This is a genomic window from Synechococcus sp. UW105 (assembly GCF_900473935.1).
Lineage (GTDB): Bacteria > Cyanobacteriota > Cyanobacteriia > PCC-6307 > Cyanobiaceae > Synechococcus_C.
In genome coordinates this window covers 42,167-57,132 of the sequence record NZ_UCNN01000005.1, presented here as the reverse complement: position 1 = coordinate 57,132, position 14,966 = coordinate 42,167, and the positions used below count along the sequence as shown (strand labels likewise).

Here is a 14,966-nt window from a genome sequence, read left to right as displayed (position 1 = left end):
ACCAGCCCTGTTCAGGGTTGGCGTTCATAAATGGCTCCGTAGTTCATCCCGGGCCGGAAGCGATAAACCTCTGCGTAACGGCTACTTTCGTCTCCCAGCACCGTGAGCTTGCGTTTGTCGATGTTGGCCAGTAGATCCCCAGGCTGGGGTCGGTATCGCCTTCCACGACCGATGCCATCCACCACGGAATAGGTGCGGGTCACTGGGTCGAGTTCGATCAGCCTTTCATAGGGAAGGCGCTCATATTCGGCACGTCCGAACCAGGTTTGCATGAAGATCAGGTTGCGCGGTTCTCCGGCTCTGCGCCGTTCGTTGAGGAGCGCTTCCAGCTCTTCGAAGGTGGTGCGCCATTTCTGCTGGTTCACCTGAATCTTGCCGATCCGTTTGCTGAAGGTTTGCGCTTGCCCGCTCTCCAGCGCCAGCACCCCGGCACTGAGGGCGATGCCAAAAGCACCCACGAAGGCTGGTGTGGTTTTGCGGTGCAGCGCCGGTGCAGCCCATCGGCTCCAGATCAAAGCCAGATCCAGCACGGTGACCAGCTGCACTGGCAGGGTCCAGAAGCTCTCGTAGGGGTAGCCCACACTGATGAATAGCGCGGCGGCGTAAGCCAGAGCTCCGAGGTTGAGTGCATCAAGCAAGTTGGCCTTGCAGCGGTCACGCACGATCAGCAGCCAGCGAGTGAGGCTGAACAGGGTCAGCGCCAGTAGGCGCCAATCAGCGATCAGCGTTAAGCGATCGCTGTTGGCAAAGCCATGGCTTCCTCCATACAGGCTTGGCAGCAGGCTGAGCACCAGGTAGGCGGCGATGGTCACGACGCTGAGACCACACAGCCACCACTCCAGGGAGTAAGACTGTCGCTTCCCAGTATCTCGCCCGCTGGCAGCCAGCATCAGCGTGAAGATCGCAGGCGCTACGAACAGAATGACGGCGATGTCTTTGACGAACAGCCCCACGAGCGCACAGCCAAAAGCAAGCGCGAAAGAGTGGCGACTTTCAGTGCGTTGATGCTCCAGGACCGCGCAGATGAACAGGCTGAACAACAGGGTGAGCAACCGTTCGCTGTAGATCAGTTGGAAAAAGGCCCAGCCGGTGGCGGGATGGAACAGCAGCAGCAAGCTGATCAGCCAAAGCTGTCCAGGCGATTCGCTCCCTCCGCTCAGTGTGGTCACCGCTCGGTTGGCCAGCAGCGCGATCGCCACCAGTTCCAGGACGCTCACCAGGCTCCATACCTTCACGTAGGGCGTGAGCCAACTGAGGAAGTGCAGGTCCTGGTGGGCGAGCGGAAAGAAGCGAAAGCTATTGGCCCGCATCGTTTCATTGATCAAGCCATCGCGTAGCTGGAAGGGGTTGATCAGTTGGCCGTTGTGGATGTCTCTCAGCCAGCCCTGCAATTCCGGGTAGAAGCCAGAGGTGTGTTGCACCATCACCACCCCGTAGGCGATGAACACGATCAGCAGCAGCGGGTGGTGGCGACACCAGCGCATGGCTTGTGTGCCCAGCGGCTTGTGTTCCTGAGATGGCTGATGTGCGCTGTCTGCTGGTTGGCTCAGTGCCCATACTAAAAGACCCATCAGGCCTAGACCGACGCTGGCAAATACCACTCCATGGGAGAGGTTGTTGTAGTTGCGCAGCAGCTGTTGACCTGCCGAGGAAGTCGGTGAGGGAAGCGCGCTGAAGCCAACCATCAGCCCAACCGTGATGGCAATGGCGGTCAAACCAATCAGCCCGCAGCTCACCACCAGCCAGCGCATGGATTGCGGTGGTTGCAGCGAAGGAGGAATGTGCACAGAAAGCCCTTTCGTGCAGCCTGGGTGAGCAGGAGGCTACGCCGGGTTCCACTGCGGGGCATGAGCGATAGCCTCATGCCATGAGTTTTCTCGCCGGCCTCAATGATGCCCAGCGCCGGGCGGTCGATCATCACGAGGGGCCGCTGCTCGTGGTGGCGGGAGCTGGTAGTGGCAAGACGCGGGCCCTTACCCATCGCATTGCCCACCTGATTGGCGAGCATGGCGCCGATCCGGCTCAGATCCTGGCAGTCACCTTTACGAATAAGGCGGCCCGGGAGATGAAGGAGAGGCTGGAGCTCTTGCTGGCCCAGCGTTTGGCCCAGAGTCAATTTGGGCAGCCCTGGAGCACCCTGCCGCCAGTTGAGCAGCGCCAGCTGCGCTCCCGTATCTACAGGGAGGTGACCAAGGAGCTGTGGATCGGCACCTTCCATGCCCTCTTCGCGCGCATGCTCCGCTTCGACATCGACAAATTCAAGGATGTCGAGGGGCTGAGCTGGACCAAGCAGTTTTCGATCTACGACGAGGCCGATGCCCAGAGTCTGGTGAAGGAGATCGTCACCCAAGAGCTGCAGCTCGATCCCAAGCGCTTCGAACCCAAGAAAGTGCGCTGGGCGATTAGTAATGCCAAGAACCAGGGCTGGCTGCCGGATCAGTTGGAGGCCAATGCTGAGGGGCAGCGCGGCAAACTCACTGCCGATGTCTACCGTCGCTACCGCAAGGCCCTCGCCGCCAACAATGCCCTCGATTTCGATGATCTTTTGCTGTTGCCGGTGCAGCTGTTGCAGCAGAACGAGCAAGTGCGCGCCTATTGGCACCGTCGCTTTGCCCATGTGTTGGTGGATGAGTATCAGGACACCAACCGCACTCAGTACGACCTGATCAAGCTGCTGGTCACCGATGGAAAGGATCCCCAGGTCTACGACAACTGGGCGGGACGCTCAGTGTTTGTGGTGGGTGATGCCGACCAGAGCATTTACAGCTTCCGAGCTGCAGATTTCACGATCCTGATGGGTTTCCAGGACGACTTTGGTGACAAGGCGCCTGATGACGCCACGCGCACGATGGTGAAGCTGGAGGAGAACTATCGCTCCACCGCCACGATTCTGGAGGCGGCCAACACCCTCATAGCTAATAACAGTGAGCGGATCGACAAGGTCTTGCGGCCTACCCGTGGCGAGGGCGAGCTGATCACCCTCACTCGCTGTGATGATGAGATCGCCGAAGCCGAAGCGGTCGTACACCGGCTCAGAATGATGGAGGCAGCCAACCCCGACTTGCGCTGGGGCGACATGGCCGTCCTCTATCGCACCAATGCCCAGTCTCGGGCGATCGAGGAATCGCTGGTGCGCTGGCGGATTCCCTACGTGGTGGTGGGTGGTCTGCGCTTCTATGACCGGCGCGAGATCAAGGATGTGCTCGGTTACCTGCGCCTGCTGATCAACCCGGCCGATACCGTCAGCCTGCTGAGGGTGATCAACGTGCCCAAGCGAGGCATTGGCAAGACCACGATCCAGCGCTGCACTGATGCTGCCAATCAGCTGGGCATTCCCCTTTGGGATGTGGTCAGTGATCCGGAAGCAGCACGTTCGCTTGGTGGTCGCTCTGCTCGAGGGCTGCTTCAGTTTTGTGAGCTGATCAACGATCTCAAGCAGCACATCCACGACACGATGCCGTCGGAGCTGATCCAACAGGTGCTTGAGAAGAGCGGCTACGTGAGTGAGTTGATTGCCGAGGGCACCGATGAGGCTGAAGAACGCCGCCGCAACTTGCAGGAACTGGTGAATGCCGCTCTCCAATACCAGGAAGAAAACGACGAGGGTGATCTCGAGGGCTTTCTCGCTTCTGCTGCCTTAGCCAGTGATGCTGACAGCAAGGACACCGAGGCCGATCGCGTCACCTTGATGACCTTGCACAGCAGCAAGGGCCTGGAGTTTCCGGTGGTGTGCCTGGTGGGGTTGGAGCAGGGCCTCTTCCCCAGCTATCGCTCCCTTGATGACCCCGCCTCGCTTGAAGAGGAACGTCGCCTTTGTTATGTGGGTATCACCCGTGCCAAGGAGCGCCTATTCCTGTCGCACGCCAGCGAACGGCGCCTCTGGGGTGGGATGCGCGAACCAGCTGTGCCGAGTGTCTTTCTATCTGAGTTGCCAGAAGCGCTGGTGCAGGGAGACCTCCCTCGGTCCGGTGGAGCGGCGATCCGGCGGGAGCAGCGCTTGGAGCGGCTGACCCGCGTTGATCGGTCCAAACCGGGTAGTGCGCCTGCCAATGCAGTGCGGCGCCGACAGGCCGGTCCTGCCCCTGGTAAGAGCTGGGCTGTGGGCGATCAGGTGAGCCATGCCAGTTTTGGCGTCGGCGAGATCACCCACACCTTTGGCAGCGGTGAAAAGGTATCGATTGCGGTGAAGTTCCCAGGGATGGGGCCCAAAATTCTTGATCCGCGTTTGGCTCCGATTGAGCCGATTTAGGGAGAAGCCAATGGCACGGCGCGGGGTGATGGGGCGGATGATCGGTCGCCTACTTGGCCGTCGCCCAGCACCTGAAGAGCTGTGTTGCAAAGACCCCTGGGTCGGGGTCGACGGCGGCAATGGTTTCGGCGGTCAGAAGCTGTTGCGCTCCCAGCAACCCTTGGGTGTTGCCGCGGCTTCTTGCACCGATCTGTTGCGGGATGTGCAGCTGATTACCCGTTACTGCTGCATCGAGCAGCCCTATTGGGCCGCTTTCCTTCGCCATTACGCATCACTTGGCGTGCGCCTCATGCATGTGTGTGTTCAGAGCGAAGCAGATGAGCAGGTGCTGCGACACATGCCCACCCCGGATGGGTTGATCTGTGAGGTGCATCGGTTTCCCGCCAGCTTGACTCCCGCGGCTGCATTGAAAACCCTGGATCTGCAGTTGTTGGCCTCTCGGGCACCGTTCACCTTGCTGGTGGATGCTGATGAGTATCTGCAACCTTTGCGCACCGATGTGTCGATCGAGCAGTTGTTTGCCTTGTTCCCAGATGTGGCCCAGCTGTTTTTGCCTTGGTTGATGCACCCGTTGGTTGATGCTGCCGATGCTCAGCGGCTGGGTTTTTGGGGACATATCGGCAAGCCCCTGGTGCGTTCAAACCGGATGGCCTCGATTGCTTTCGATCACGGATTTGCCGTGGATGATCCTCAGGCCAGCCATCGTCAGGCTTCTGCGCCTGTGGGCCTGTTTGGTTTGGCATTGACCCATCGCTGGGCCCGTAGTTTTCGCGATTGTTTGCTCAAAACACTCTTTAACCGGTTTGAGGATGCCAAAAGTGCCGATTGCGATCGGGCACTGGCATTGATCAATGCGGGTGAATTGCCAATTCGTTTGCGCCTGTTGGCTTACCTCTCGTTGCAGCAGGGGTATCTACCGGTGCTTGATGGTGTGGCTGGCCAGGTGGAGGGCGATCTGGAAGAGCTGATCTTGCGACGGTGGATTTCACTGCAGCAGGAACAGTTGTGCCGAGCGCTTTTTAATCGCTATCGGGAGCTGTTGCGCTCCTCTTTGCCCCAGTTGCCCGTTTACCCCGCAACGTCGTTATTGGTGTTGGCGAAACTTTTGCCCAGTCTTGACGCGTTGGAGGAGGGGCAGCCGGGTTAGTCGTCTCAGCGGCAGGTGTTGGCTTGCAGCCAGCGGGCGTGGGGCCAGAGGTCGAGCACTGTGTTCCCGAAGCGATCGATCATCGCTTCGTACACATCCCGGTAGGCGAGGGCCACTGTCTGCTCCAGCATTGGGCACAGATTGGCCTGCTTCGGGGAGGCGTTGACCCGTGTCTTGAATTGGGCGGGTGGTAATTCAAGATTCAGAAATTTCCGCAGTCGGATGTGTGCTTCGGTGGTGAAGAGCTGTTCGTAGAACTCCACGTGAATGCGGTCGCTGGTAAAGCTCTGCTCCAGTGCCTTGAGGGTTTGGTGGTATTGCGTTTTGGCGGCAAAACGGGGGTGGTGATGGAGCACGGCCAAAGCCGTTTCTTCATGGCGGTAACCACAGAGCTGAGGGAAGCGGTTCTGTCGCCGCAGCATGCGTAGCTGTGACCAGATGCGCTCTACCGGATCGCGCAGCAGCAGAATCACTTTCACTTCGAACCCGCCAGCTTCGAGCAAGCGGCGCACCTGCCGAAATTGCCGGCTGTTGAGCTCTGCGTAATGGGGGGAGAGATCGCCAGTGGCCTGCAGTGTGGGATCATCGGCGATCAGGCCACGGAAGTAGTGGAGGTAACACCGCGGATCTTCCCTCATGCTCTGCAGCTTCTCGATATCGGTGAGTTGCTCGAATGTCGTGGTGTCGAACTGGCTTTGGCGGTTGAACCATCCAGGTGCGGACGTTGAGCGAGCGGCTTGGAGGTTTGGGAAGGCTTTGTACTCCTTGCAAAATCCGAAATTGATCTCTTTGCAACGGCTCAGTTCCTTGTGCAGCCAGCTCGTGCCCGCTTTTTGTGCCCCCACCCCAAGGATGAAATGGGGCTTTCGCGGGCGGTGATGGCTTCTAGGCACGGCGTTGGCTCCCTCGTCGAAGGGGGAATAGGCTCCGCTCAAACCCTGCGTTTTGATGGCCTTGAGCAGCAAGCTGTACGCCTCTGGGTACTGGCCTGTTCGGGGTAACCAAAAGCGCTCGGGTTCTCACTACACCACTCTGCTTCCCCAGACCCTGCGGCTGATTCAAGGCGAGCAGTTGGTGTTCTACTCCTCGTCTGAAGAGATCCTCAGTCTGGTGGAACAGCTGTGTCGTCAGCACGGGATTGTGTTGCAGGCGGAGCTGCGGTCATTGCACAGCCTTCCTGCTTGGTCGTTGGCGGAGCGTCTGATGCAGGGCTGTCGGGCCATGCAACTGGATCTGTTGGAGAAGCCTGCAGCGTTTGGGGCCGAAAAAGCTGTGATTCATTACTGGCGCGATTACAAGGGCGCCGGTGCGGAGGTTCTCCGCCAGATGCTCACCGTATGGCTCAGCAAGATTGATCTGATCACAGCGCTGGCCTCAGAGGTCGACCACGACCACTTGGTGTGGATTGACGCCACCATTGCGCGTTTCAATGGGCGGCGATCGAATTGGCGTTTTTGGTTGAGTGCTGATCACCCTGATCGCTTTTGCCATTACGGCAGTGAGATGCGGCGATATGGCCGCCACCTGCCTTTAAATGCGTCGTACCTTTCTGGCCCCAGGCTGCGTTGGAGTGCTCTGCAGAAATTGTTCAACGTCATGGCGGAACGGGCTGCACTCATGCCCTATGGCCACGATGAAGAAACAATTCTGGCGGAATGTGTGCAGCACTCGCCGGATTGGTTCCAACGTATTGGCATCCCATACACCCGTCTGGCGGGGAGGCCCTTGCTGCAGGCGCAACTGAAAAATCGCCTTCTGGCCTGCCATCCCCGGGCGTGTCGCTAAGCCCGGGCGATCGCTGTCCATCCCAGGTCTTGCAGCGTCGCTGCCGCTGAGGCAGAGCAACTCACCAGCAGGGGGCCGCAGGTTTGGGGATCGATCAGTAAATCTTGGATCGCTGGTTCGAGGTTGTGGCTGATGTCTTGACCCTCGCGCAGCACGCGAACGCTTGTACCCAAGCTGGCTAAGGCTCGGCGGTTGGCGGGGGCCAGGGTGCTGGTGATCCCTTGCGCAAGGCATTCAAGGGCGCCGGCGAAACTCGGTATCTGATCCACCAAGAGGTTCACGCTGATGGCCTCACTGGCAGCCACCATTTCATTGAGATGGCCCAGCAATCCGAAGCCGGTCACATCTGTGCAGGAGTGAACGGCTTCTGGCTGCTGTTGGCTGAGGGCTAGTAGCTCGTTGAGCCGGGGATGCTGGCTGCAGCTCAGTTGTTGCAGGGCGGAATCAAGATGATGGGGTGCGCAGCGGCCTTGCATGGCTGCTGCAAATAGAACGCCACTGCCCAAGCTGCGGCTGAGCAACAGCAGATCGCCACGCTGGATCGGCCCTTTGCGCCAGGGGACCTGGCCTGAAGCGGTGCAGCCGCTGACGCTGAGGCTGAGCTGTAGATCCAGCGCCATTGGAGGATTGGAGGCTTGGCGAGACTCCATGGTGTGGCCGCCAATCAGGGTCGCTCCTTGCTCTGCTAGGGCTGATTGGATCCCTTCCAGGGTTTGGCTGAGCAGGGTCACCTGCTGACTACTGTCCACGGCAGGCACGGTCACGATGGCTTGGGCTGTGGACACTCGAGCCCCAGAGGCCCAGAGATCGGAGCAGGCATGAAGGGTTGTGAGGCGCCCGTTGAGCCAAGGATCGGCAATCAGCGCAGGGAATCCATCCACGGAGCTGAGCAGCGTGGTGTTGGTTGCTGTGGTTCCCAGGGTCTGGGCGTCTTCCGGTTGTTGGCTCAGCTGGCCTACACCGGAGCATTGTAGGGCTTGCTCAAGCGGGGCTGCGGGCAATTTGGCGGCACAACCCCGGCACGCCATGGCTGCGTTTTGGGTTGTGTTGCGACTGTGCGCTGCCATGGAAGCATCAGGTTGCAGTCGTTTCAGGAAGCGATGGTCGAGATGGCGTTTCCATCGCCACAGCCAGGGATGGGGCCCGAACAGGAATGGCCCCCAAAGCATCCAGGCGGAGGGGCGTCTCCGATCAACGGCACACCCCAGGAGCTGGAGTGCCCGGCGCTGGGGTGTCCACGACAAGGGCCGTTGGTTGTGGCTGAGTCGTTCGAGGTTGCGAGCTAGGGGCTTGGCTGCGCGCACAGCCCACACCCCCGATGGCGGTCGTTGGTTTCCGTCGATCACGGCGGAATCACCGGCAGCTAGCAGCTGGGGGTGGCCTACGACCTGAAGGCTGGCATGGGTGCGGACCCTCCCTCGGGCGTCGCAGGGGAGCCCGCTCGCTGCCAGCCAATGGGGTGCATGGCTACCGGTGCATAGCAGTGTGCTGCTTGTGTCAGGAGCTGTGGTGCGTTTGATCACGATGCCGGCCTCGTCCAGGCGTTGCCCCATGGAGGGGCGAAGCTGATGCTCTCCGATGTACAAGTGCAGGCGACGACCGGGCCAGCGGCGTCGCAACGACAGGGCTACTTCCACAGCAGCGAGGCCAGCCCCGACAATTTGGAAGGGATCTGCAGCCGCGTTATTGGCCTCAGCATCGGCGATGGCGATGGCTTCTAAAGCTGGTTGAAGAGGTTTGATTGGGATGGCGTGCCGGAACCCTTGCGGATTGGTGATCGCGCCCACATTCAGGCTGAGTCGATCAAAGGGCAGGGCCGGGCGATTGAGTAGGAGGAGTGTCCCGTCAGGATTCAGCCCGGTGATCTTGGCTTGAATGAAGGCGACTCCTGCCTGTTGTGCCAGCCAGCGAATGTCGATGCTGATGCCGTTAAGAGTGTTGAGGCCAGCGATGTATGCCGGCACCAAGCCTGAATAAAGCGAGGCACTGGAGCTGCTGACCAGAGTGATCAGTCCCTTAGGTCGCTTAAGTGGCTGCATGGCCCAGCGTTTCAGCAGCAGGGCATGGCTGTGGCCACCGCCAGCCAGAATTAAATGGTCAGAAGCCAAGGCTGAACTGTGCAATCCAGCGCAGTTCGTCGAAACTTACAACCTCATCATTTTCAACGAAGTGAACTCCGGCGGTTAAGCGCAATGGAATTTCGCCTGTGATGTTGCTGGACACCCCAAATGTTGCCCTGCCAATGGCATATTCGACAAAAGTTCCCCACCATTCATTGACGACCAAGCTCACAGATCCGATGGGACCCCAGCAGAGGTTTTCATCAATCTGAGCCACTTTGCGGTTCTGTTCCACCGGCATACAAGTGAAATTGAAGAATTCATCTTTGTCAGTCAGACTGGCGAAACGACCGGTTCCGAATCCGCCGTTGGCGATGAAGAGGGGATAGTCCTTGCCGTTATGGCCAAGCCACCAACCTTTGGAGGCCATCAGATAGAGGTTGCGGCCAGTGTCGGTGTTGTCATCCCACTGAATCACTTGTTCGCCACCGAAAGCGATCCCACTGGTATCACCGATGGAGCGGGCGATGCGAAATCCTGAGCTGACGCCATCTTCAATGCCAGTGCTGCCGCCGGGAATGTCTGGGTTGTTCTGGAGGCTGCGGAAGGAGGTGTTGAGGGCAACACTCCAGTTCTTGGTTTGAAGGATATTGGCGTGAATAATGGCCCAACCATCAAGATTGCCAGAATCTCTGGCTGGGATAAACGGATCACCAGGGTTGCGACCATTTTGATAGTCGTAGCCCAGCACCGACACATCGCCAAACCAGCGCTGGCTCCAGCGGAAGCCGTTGGGAATGCGCAGGCTGATGTCAGGTCCAACTAAGCCATCGCCATAGGCAATCGAACGGTTGAGCGCTTGAAGGGGAGCCGGCGGTGGTGGGCCCGGCACCATGCGGGCTGGCATGGCAGCTTCCTGCGCGATCACCTCCGATGGTGGCCCTTCGCTTGCGCTAGCGGTGGAGTCGCCTGGCGGCTCAACACTTTCAACTCCAGCGATCGTGTCTGCTGCTTCAGGCGCGATTGGAGCAATCGTGTCTGGCAGCACCTCCCAGACGATGGAGCTGGTTGGGCCGTTGTTGGCTCCATCAGCTGCGACGGATGGGTTCTTGGGTAGTTGCTCCCACACCACCTCTGTTGAGCGCGATGGGTTGGTGGTGGAGGGATCTGAAGACTCTGCATCTGGCACCACCTCCCAAATAATCGGTTGGGGTGCACTGGGCTGTGGTGCTTCTTGCGATTCAGAGGGACTGGGCTGGATGCTGTTAGCTCCACCATCGTCTGAGGGCACCAGGATCTGAAGCTGATCTGCCTGCTCTTCGCTGACTGGTTGCCAAATTACTTGGTCTTGTGCCTGCCCATGCAATGGCGCTGCGATTACGAGAGGCGCTAGGCCGGCGAGCAGCCATAGGCGCTTGGGATTTGAGATGGGGTGAAGCGAAATCATGACGCCTTCCGGTAGCCATGGGGATTGGCCGATTGCCAGGCCCAGCCGTCGCGGCACATGTCGGCGAGGGACCGTTTGGCTCTCCAACCGAGCACGTTGGCGGCTTTCTTTGGGCAGGCCTCCAGCTTGGGCACATCGCCGGGGCGGCGTTTCACCACCTCGTAAGGGATGGTGATGCCTGTGGCTTTCTCAAAGCCATGCACCACATCCAGCACACTCAATCCCTTGCCAGTACCGAGGTTGACGGTGAGGCTAAGGGGGGCATCTGATTGCAGCAGATGATTGATGGCAGCTGCATGCGCTTCTGCCAGATCCATCACATGCAGATAATCACGGATGCCGGTGCCGTCGGGGGTGGGGTACTCGTTACCGAAGACCCTCAGTTTGTCCATTCGACCTGCAGCGATCTGGGTGATGAATGGGAAGAGATTGTTTGGGATCCCAAGGGGGTCTTCACCAATGCGCCCGGAGGGATGGGCACCCACTGGATTGAAGTAGCGCAGGGACGCTACGCGCCATGTGCCCGTTTGGGCGAGAGCAGTCAGCATCTGTTCTACGGCCCTCTTGGTCTGGGCGTAGGGGTGAATGGGGTTCGTGGGGGTCGTTTCGGTGAGAGGAAACGTTTCTGACTCTCCGTAAACAGTGCTGGTGCTACTGAATACCAAGGTGCGGCAGTCGTGAGCGTCCATGGAAGCGAGCAGGGCGCACGAGCCCCCCACGTTCACATCCCAGTAGCGCAGTGGATCGGCAACAGATTCAGCCACGGCCTTGAGGCCGGCGAAGTGGATCACAGCCTCGATCGGTGCTCCCGCAGCTTTTGCATCGGCGAATAGCTTCTGAAGTAATGCGGGATCGCGCAGATCACCTTTCACACACTCCAGCGACCGTCCGGTCAGCTCTTGCACGCGTTTAAGCGCCACGGGAGAGCTGTTGGAGAAGTTGTCGAGAACGAGAAGGTCGTGTCCATTCTCAAGGAGTACCACGCAGGAGTGGCTGCCGATGAATCCGGCACCGCCGGTGATAAGAACATGGGCCATGGAAGTATCAAGCCTCAAGCTCAGGGTCCAGGAGAACCCATCCAGCCAAGGGCCTACCCTGGAGAGCCAGCTGTTCACTCAGCTGACGCAGTTGTTCGCGTTTGGCAGCTCCGGGCGCGGTCAGCAGCAGCTGGGTATTGGCATTTCGCGTGGTGAGCAGATCCCGACTCACGATTAAGTCACGTTCAAGGCCAAGAGAGAAGTTCAGTTTTGATGCAAAGTAATCGAGCACAGACGTTTCGATGTCTCCAACCGGAATCAAGGCGACTGATCCACTGCCAATTAGGGGGCCCTCAACAAGCAATTGGATCTCAGAAGCCCAGGAGTCACCGGAAATCCCATTGTGATAGGGAAGGCGTTCAAGTAAGGGACCGGGTAAATCGCGCTTCAGTTCGTCAAGGCTGTAAACCCTGCCGCTTTTACGATCTACCATCAGAGCAACTCCACTGCCGAGAAACAGGCCTGTCAATAAGCCAAAAGCAAGGTTGCGACGTTTTCGTGGACTTACCGGATTGTCGAGGAGTGTGGGTGTGGAGATCAACTCCCAGGGACTTGTTGAACGGGCTTGCTCGAGCTCAAACTGTTTGAGTTGGTTTTGCAGAGTTACCATCGTTGCCTCATCTCGAAGGGCCTGTTGAGTGAGTTCGCGATGGCGGGCTACAACATGCTTGGGGCGGTTGAGTGCAGTGAGATTAGCTCTTTCAAGATCCAGCTCACCATTTAGTAGTGCAATAGTTTGCTGATTGATGTATCTGATTAGGCTTTTCCGCTCGCGATTTAACTTCTGCACTAAGGGATCATTTTCATTGAACCGTGAACGGTATTCGGCGAGTTTAGTTTCAACAGTTGTGAGCTGGTCGAAGGTTGACGATTTATCTGTAAGTGATGCTAGTTGAGAGGCAAAATAAAGAGACCCGCCTCCTGCTTTGGAGGCTTGCTGGATTTGGATTTCTAGTGCTTTTACTTTCTGCTGAGTGGCGGTGCGCTCAGCTTCGATGCTGCCGCCATTGCCGGTAACTTTTTCTCCTGAACCTTCTGTTGCGCCAGCACCTGAAACATTGCCAGCAAGAGGTAGACCATCAATTATTCCAAGGCCATTTTCATAGCCATAATCAAGAGCAGCCTGAGAACTTGCATCTGCTTTTGGTTTAATTAGCGAGATCTGTTCTTTCAGATAGATAATTAGGTTGTTAAGTTCGCGTGCTCGACCTCGGTTGGAGTAGCTCTGATAGGCTTCAGAGATCATTTTGGTAATCGGAAGCACTAACTCTTTATTATGGTCTCTAAATTCAACGCTAAGAACAGTAGTTCCTTTTTCTTCTTTGACAGTTATAGCAGATTTTGACCATTTATGAAAGCGCATTCCTTTGGCATCTTCAGATGATTTGCTTGCTTTAACAGCCTCAAATACAGGTAGAAGAACTGAGGGACTATTGAGGATCTCTACTTCGGTCCCTATCGAATCGTTGCTACTATCATTTAGTCCAGCAATAGCTGCGATTGTTGGATTAGAGGCGAGTAAGGAGGCAACGCCGCTTCCGGCTGACTCCCCAGCTAGCACTATTTTGAATTCACCTTGATAAACCGGTTTGGAACTAATCAAGTAGAGGCTAGATATCATTAGCCCTAAAACGCCACCACCCAGAATCCAATATTTGCGTCGCAGCATTGCAGCAGCAGCATTTTGCAAATTTATCTCATCATCAGTTCTGGCAAGTTGTTGAACTCTTTTGTCCGAGGGGGATTGGGATGTTGTCATGGCTGGATCAGCTTATTTGAAGATGCTGTAGATGGAATAGACTCCCAGTGCAGGCGAAGTGATTTCGTTGAGAACACTTAAGGTTGCCGAAAGTGGGGATTCGTTAACACGCACCACATCGCCTGCCATCAATATTGGATTTTTATAGGAACCTGCAGAAGTTGTGCCTCCTACAAAAAAACTACGCTTGTCGGTGCTGCCGTCACGATTAAAACGAATAAACTCTACCTGGCCGCGTAAGACTTTTTGGCCACCAGCAGATGCAAGAGCTTGGTCAAGGCTGGCTCCCTGTGGTAATATTTTTGAGCCTGGATCGCGGACACGGCCTGTAACATATACTTGAATAAAATCAGGACTTAAATTTGTTTGACCTGCTTTGATGATCTGTTCGCGAAGTTCGACAGGAGATCTGCCGACGATAACAGTATCGCCATCGAAAAGACGGATATTTTGAGAATCATTTCCCTCCATAATTACGCTTAGAAAGTTAAGATGTGTGCGTATTTTGCCTCCACCACTGCTTAGGGACCGTTTTCGAGTAACAGAAACTTTGCTCAACTTAGAGAATGGAGTAACGCCACCAGCAGAACGCAAAGCATCAAAAACGGTTGGCAGCCTTAAGCCTTCATTAATTCTTACTCCACCAATTTTGAGCACTTCTGTGCCAGCCAAGGCGGCATCTGCTGCTGTTTTAGAAACGTTTACTATGCCAGTAGAGAGGTTAATTGAATTTGGCTGGGACATAGCACCTGACGGTACATTGCTAGTAGTAGATTGCTGCCCAGTGAGGTAATAAAAACCGGGACGATGCACTTCACCGCCGATGTAGACACGAATAGGCCTGTAGGCGACTGGGCTCACGTATACTTGGGGATCACGAACGAAAGCACTGAATTGTTGAGTTAAAAAATTCCGCAACTCTTCCACAGTTAGTGATTCTACGTAGAGAGATCTGATCCGTGGTAGATAGAGTGTCCCGTCAGGGCCAATTGTGAAAATGCCCGAGTACTCGGGTATGTCTACTAGTTCAACGACTAATGAATCACCAGGCCCAAGTATATATTCGTCGTTAATCGGTGAAGCAGAATGAGGTCTATTCGGGAAATTTCCAGCGCTTGGAAGTCCTTCCACTGCCTCTGCTTGGACAGGCTTAAGCATTGAAGTGGTACCTAAGGCAACTCCAGCAAGCAAAGCAATGCGTATGTAGAGCTGCACAGGCTTTAAGAGGTAGCTTCTCATGTTTCGAAACTTACGCCAAATAGCGAGGTTCGCTGGCCGTCAGTGGTCAGGGCATGGAGTGGATTCTTCCAGCAAGGCGATCGAATCATTTGCAGATTGAACTGATTTGGATCTGAGCAAACTCTCGTGATCAGCCCTGACCGACCTTTCCGTAGCGTATATGGCACTATTACGTGTCAGTTGCGTTGCTTATGCCTTTGGCCATTATGATAATTACTCATTGCAAGTCACTAGAGACTTTCC

General features: G+C 56.7%; 10 protein-coding genes. 3 read left to right on the top strand and 7 right to left on the bottom strand.

What is annotated here, in order from left to right:
- Positions 1 to 11 precede the first annotated feature (11 nt).
- Positions 12 to 1,787, bottom strand: coding sequence for a hypothetical protein (locus tag DXY16_RS00845; RefSeq protein ID WP_137006993.1), 1,776 nt, complete (start codon positions 1,785 to 1,787; stop codon positions 12 to 14).
- Between the two features lie 80 nt (positions 1,788 to 1,867).
- Here DXY16_RS00845 and DXY16_RS00840 point away from each other — a divergent pair, with 80 nt between their 5' ends.
- Both DXY16_RS00840 and DXY16_RS00835 read left to right on the top strand, forming a co-directional pair.
- Positions 1,868 to 4,249, top strand: a complete 2,382-nt coding sequence (locus DXY16_RS00840; RefSeq protein ID WP_115118612.1) for a UvrD-helicase domain-containing protein — start codon at positions 1,868 to 1,870, stop codon at positions 4,247 to 4,249.
- A gap of 10 nt (positions 4,250 to 4,259) precedes the next feature.
- Entirely contained in the window at positions 4,260 to 5,396 is a 1,137-nt protein-coding gene (locus DXY16_RS00835; RefSeq protein ID WP_115118610.1) for a hypothetical protein, read from the top strand.
- Positions 5,397 to 5,401: 5 nt separating this feature from the next.
- Here DXY16_RS00835 and DXY16_RS00830 read toward each other — a convergent pair whose 3' ends face one another.
- Positions 5,402 to 6,361 carry a sulfotransferase gene (locus DXY16_RS00830; protein WP_115118608.1) on the bottom strand — a complete coding sequence of 320 codons (960 nt, stop codon included), beginning with the start codon at positions 6,359 to 6,361 and terminating at the stop codon, positions 5,402 to 5,404.
- Between DXY16_RS00830 and DXY16_RS00825 the strand changes: the two genes are divergently transcribed.
- Complete coding sequence (locus DXY16_RS00825) at positions 6,345 to 7,181, top strand: hypothetical protein (protein WP_371410843.1); 837 nt, start codon at positions 6,345 to 6,347, stop codon at positions 7,179 to 7,181. The genes DXY16_RS00830 and DXY16_RS00825 overlap by 17 nt on opposite strands.
- On the opposite strand, the gene selD is transcribed toward DXY16_RS00825, so the two are convergent.
- From selD to DXY16_RS00800, 5 genes are read right to left on the bottom strand one after another with little or no spacing between them, the layout of a single operon-like run.
- Positions 7,178 to 9,289, bottom strand: coding sequence for a selenide, water dikinase SelD (selD, locus tag DXY16_RS00820; protein ID WP_115118747.1), 2,112 nt, complete (start codon positions 9,287 to 9,289; stop codon positions 7,178 to 7,180). The genes DXY16_RS00825 and selD overlap by 4 nt on opposite strands.
- Positions 9,279 to 10,688 carry a hypothetical protein gene (locus DXY16_RS00815; RefSeq protein WP_115118606.1) on the bottom strand — a complete coding sequence of 470 codons (1,410 nt, stop codon included), beginning with the start codon at positions 10,686 to 10,688 and terminating at the stop codon, positions 9,279 to 9,281. Before DXY16_RS00815 ends, selD begins: the two co-directional genes overlap by 11 nt.
- Positions 10,685 to 11,725: a UDP-glucose 4-epimerase GalE gene (galE, locus tag DXY16_RS00810; protein ID WP_115118604.1), complete on the bottom strand. Its 1,041-nt coding sequence runs from the start codon at positions 11,723 to 11,725 to the stop codon at positions 10,685 to 10,687. The genes DXY16_RS00815 and galE overlap by 4 nt, the downstream gene beginning before the upstream one ends.
- Before the next feature lie 7 nt (positions 11,726 to 11,732).
- Positions 11,733 to 13,484, bottom strand: coding sequence for a Wzz/FepE/Etk N-terminal domain-containing protein (locus DXY16_RS00805; protein ID WP_115118601.1), 1,752 nt, complete (start codon positions 13,482 to 13,484; stop codon positions 11,733 to 11,735).
- Between the two features lie 12 nt (positions 13,485 to 13,496).
- Entirely contained in the window at positions 13,497 to 14,723 is a 1,227-nt protein-coding gene (locus tag DXY16_RS00800; RefSeq protein ID WP_244281475.1) for a polysaccharide biosynthesis/export family protein, read from the bottom strand.
- Positions 14,724 to 14,966 lie beyond the last annotated feature (243 nt).

What these genes read in the sequence shown, in the direction of transcription:
- DXY16_RS00800 (WP_244281475.1), bottom strand. Translation starts at nt 14,723, where the DNA reads ATGAGAAGCTACCTCTTAAAGCCTGTGCAGCTCTACATACGCATTGCT.
- galE (WP_115118604.1), bottom strand. Translation starts at nt 11,725, where the DNA reads ATGGCCCATGTTCTTATCACCGGCGGTGCCGGATTCATCGGCAGCCAC.
- DXY16_RS00805 (WP_115118601.1), bottom strand. Translation starts at nt 13,484, where the DNA reads ATGACAACATCCCAATCCCCCTCGGACAAAAGAGTTCAACAACTTGCC.
- DXY16_RS00825 (WP_371410843.1), top strand. Translation starts at nt 6,345, where the DNA reads ATGGCCTTGAGCAGCAAGCTGTACGCCTCTGGGTACTGGCCTGTTCGG.
- DXY16_RS00840 (WP_115118612.1), top strand. Translation starts at nt 1,868, where the DNA reads ATGAGTTTTCTCGCCGGCCTCAATGATGCCCAGCGCCGGGCGGTCGAT.
- DXY16_RS00835 (WP_115118610.1), top strand. Translation starts at nt 4,260, where the DNA reads ATGGCACGGCGCGGGGTGATGGGGCGGATGATCGGTCGCCTACTTGGC.
- DXY16_RS00815 (WP_115118606.1), bottom strand. Translation starts at nt 10,688, where the DNA reads ATGATTTCGCTTCACCCCATCTCAAATCCCAAGCGCCTATGGCTGCTC.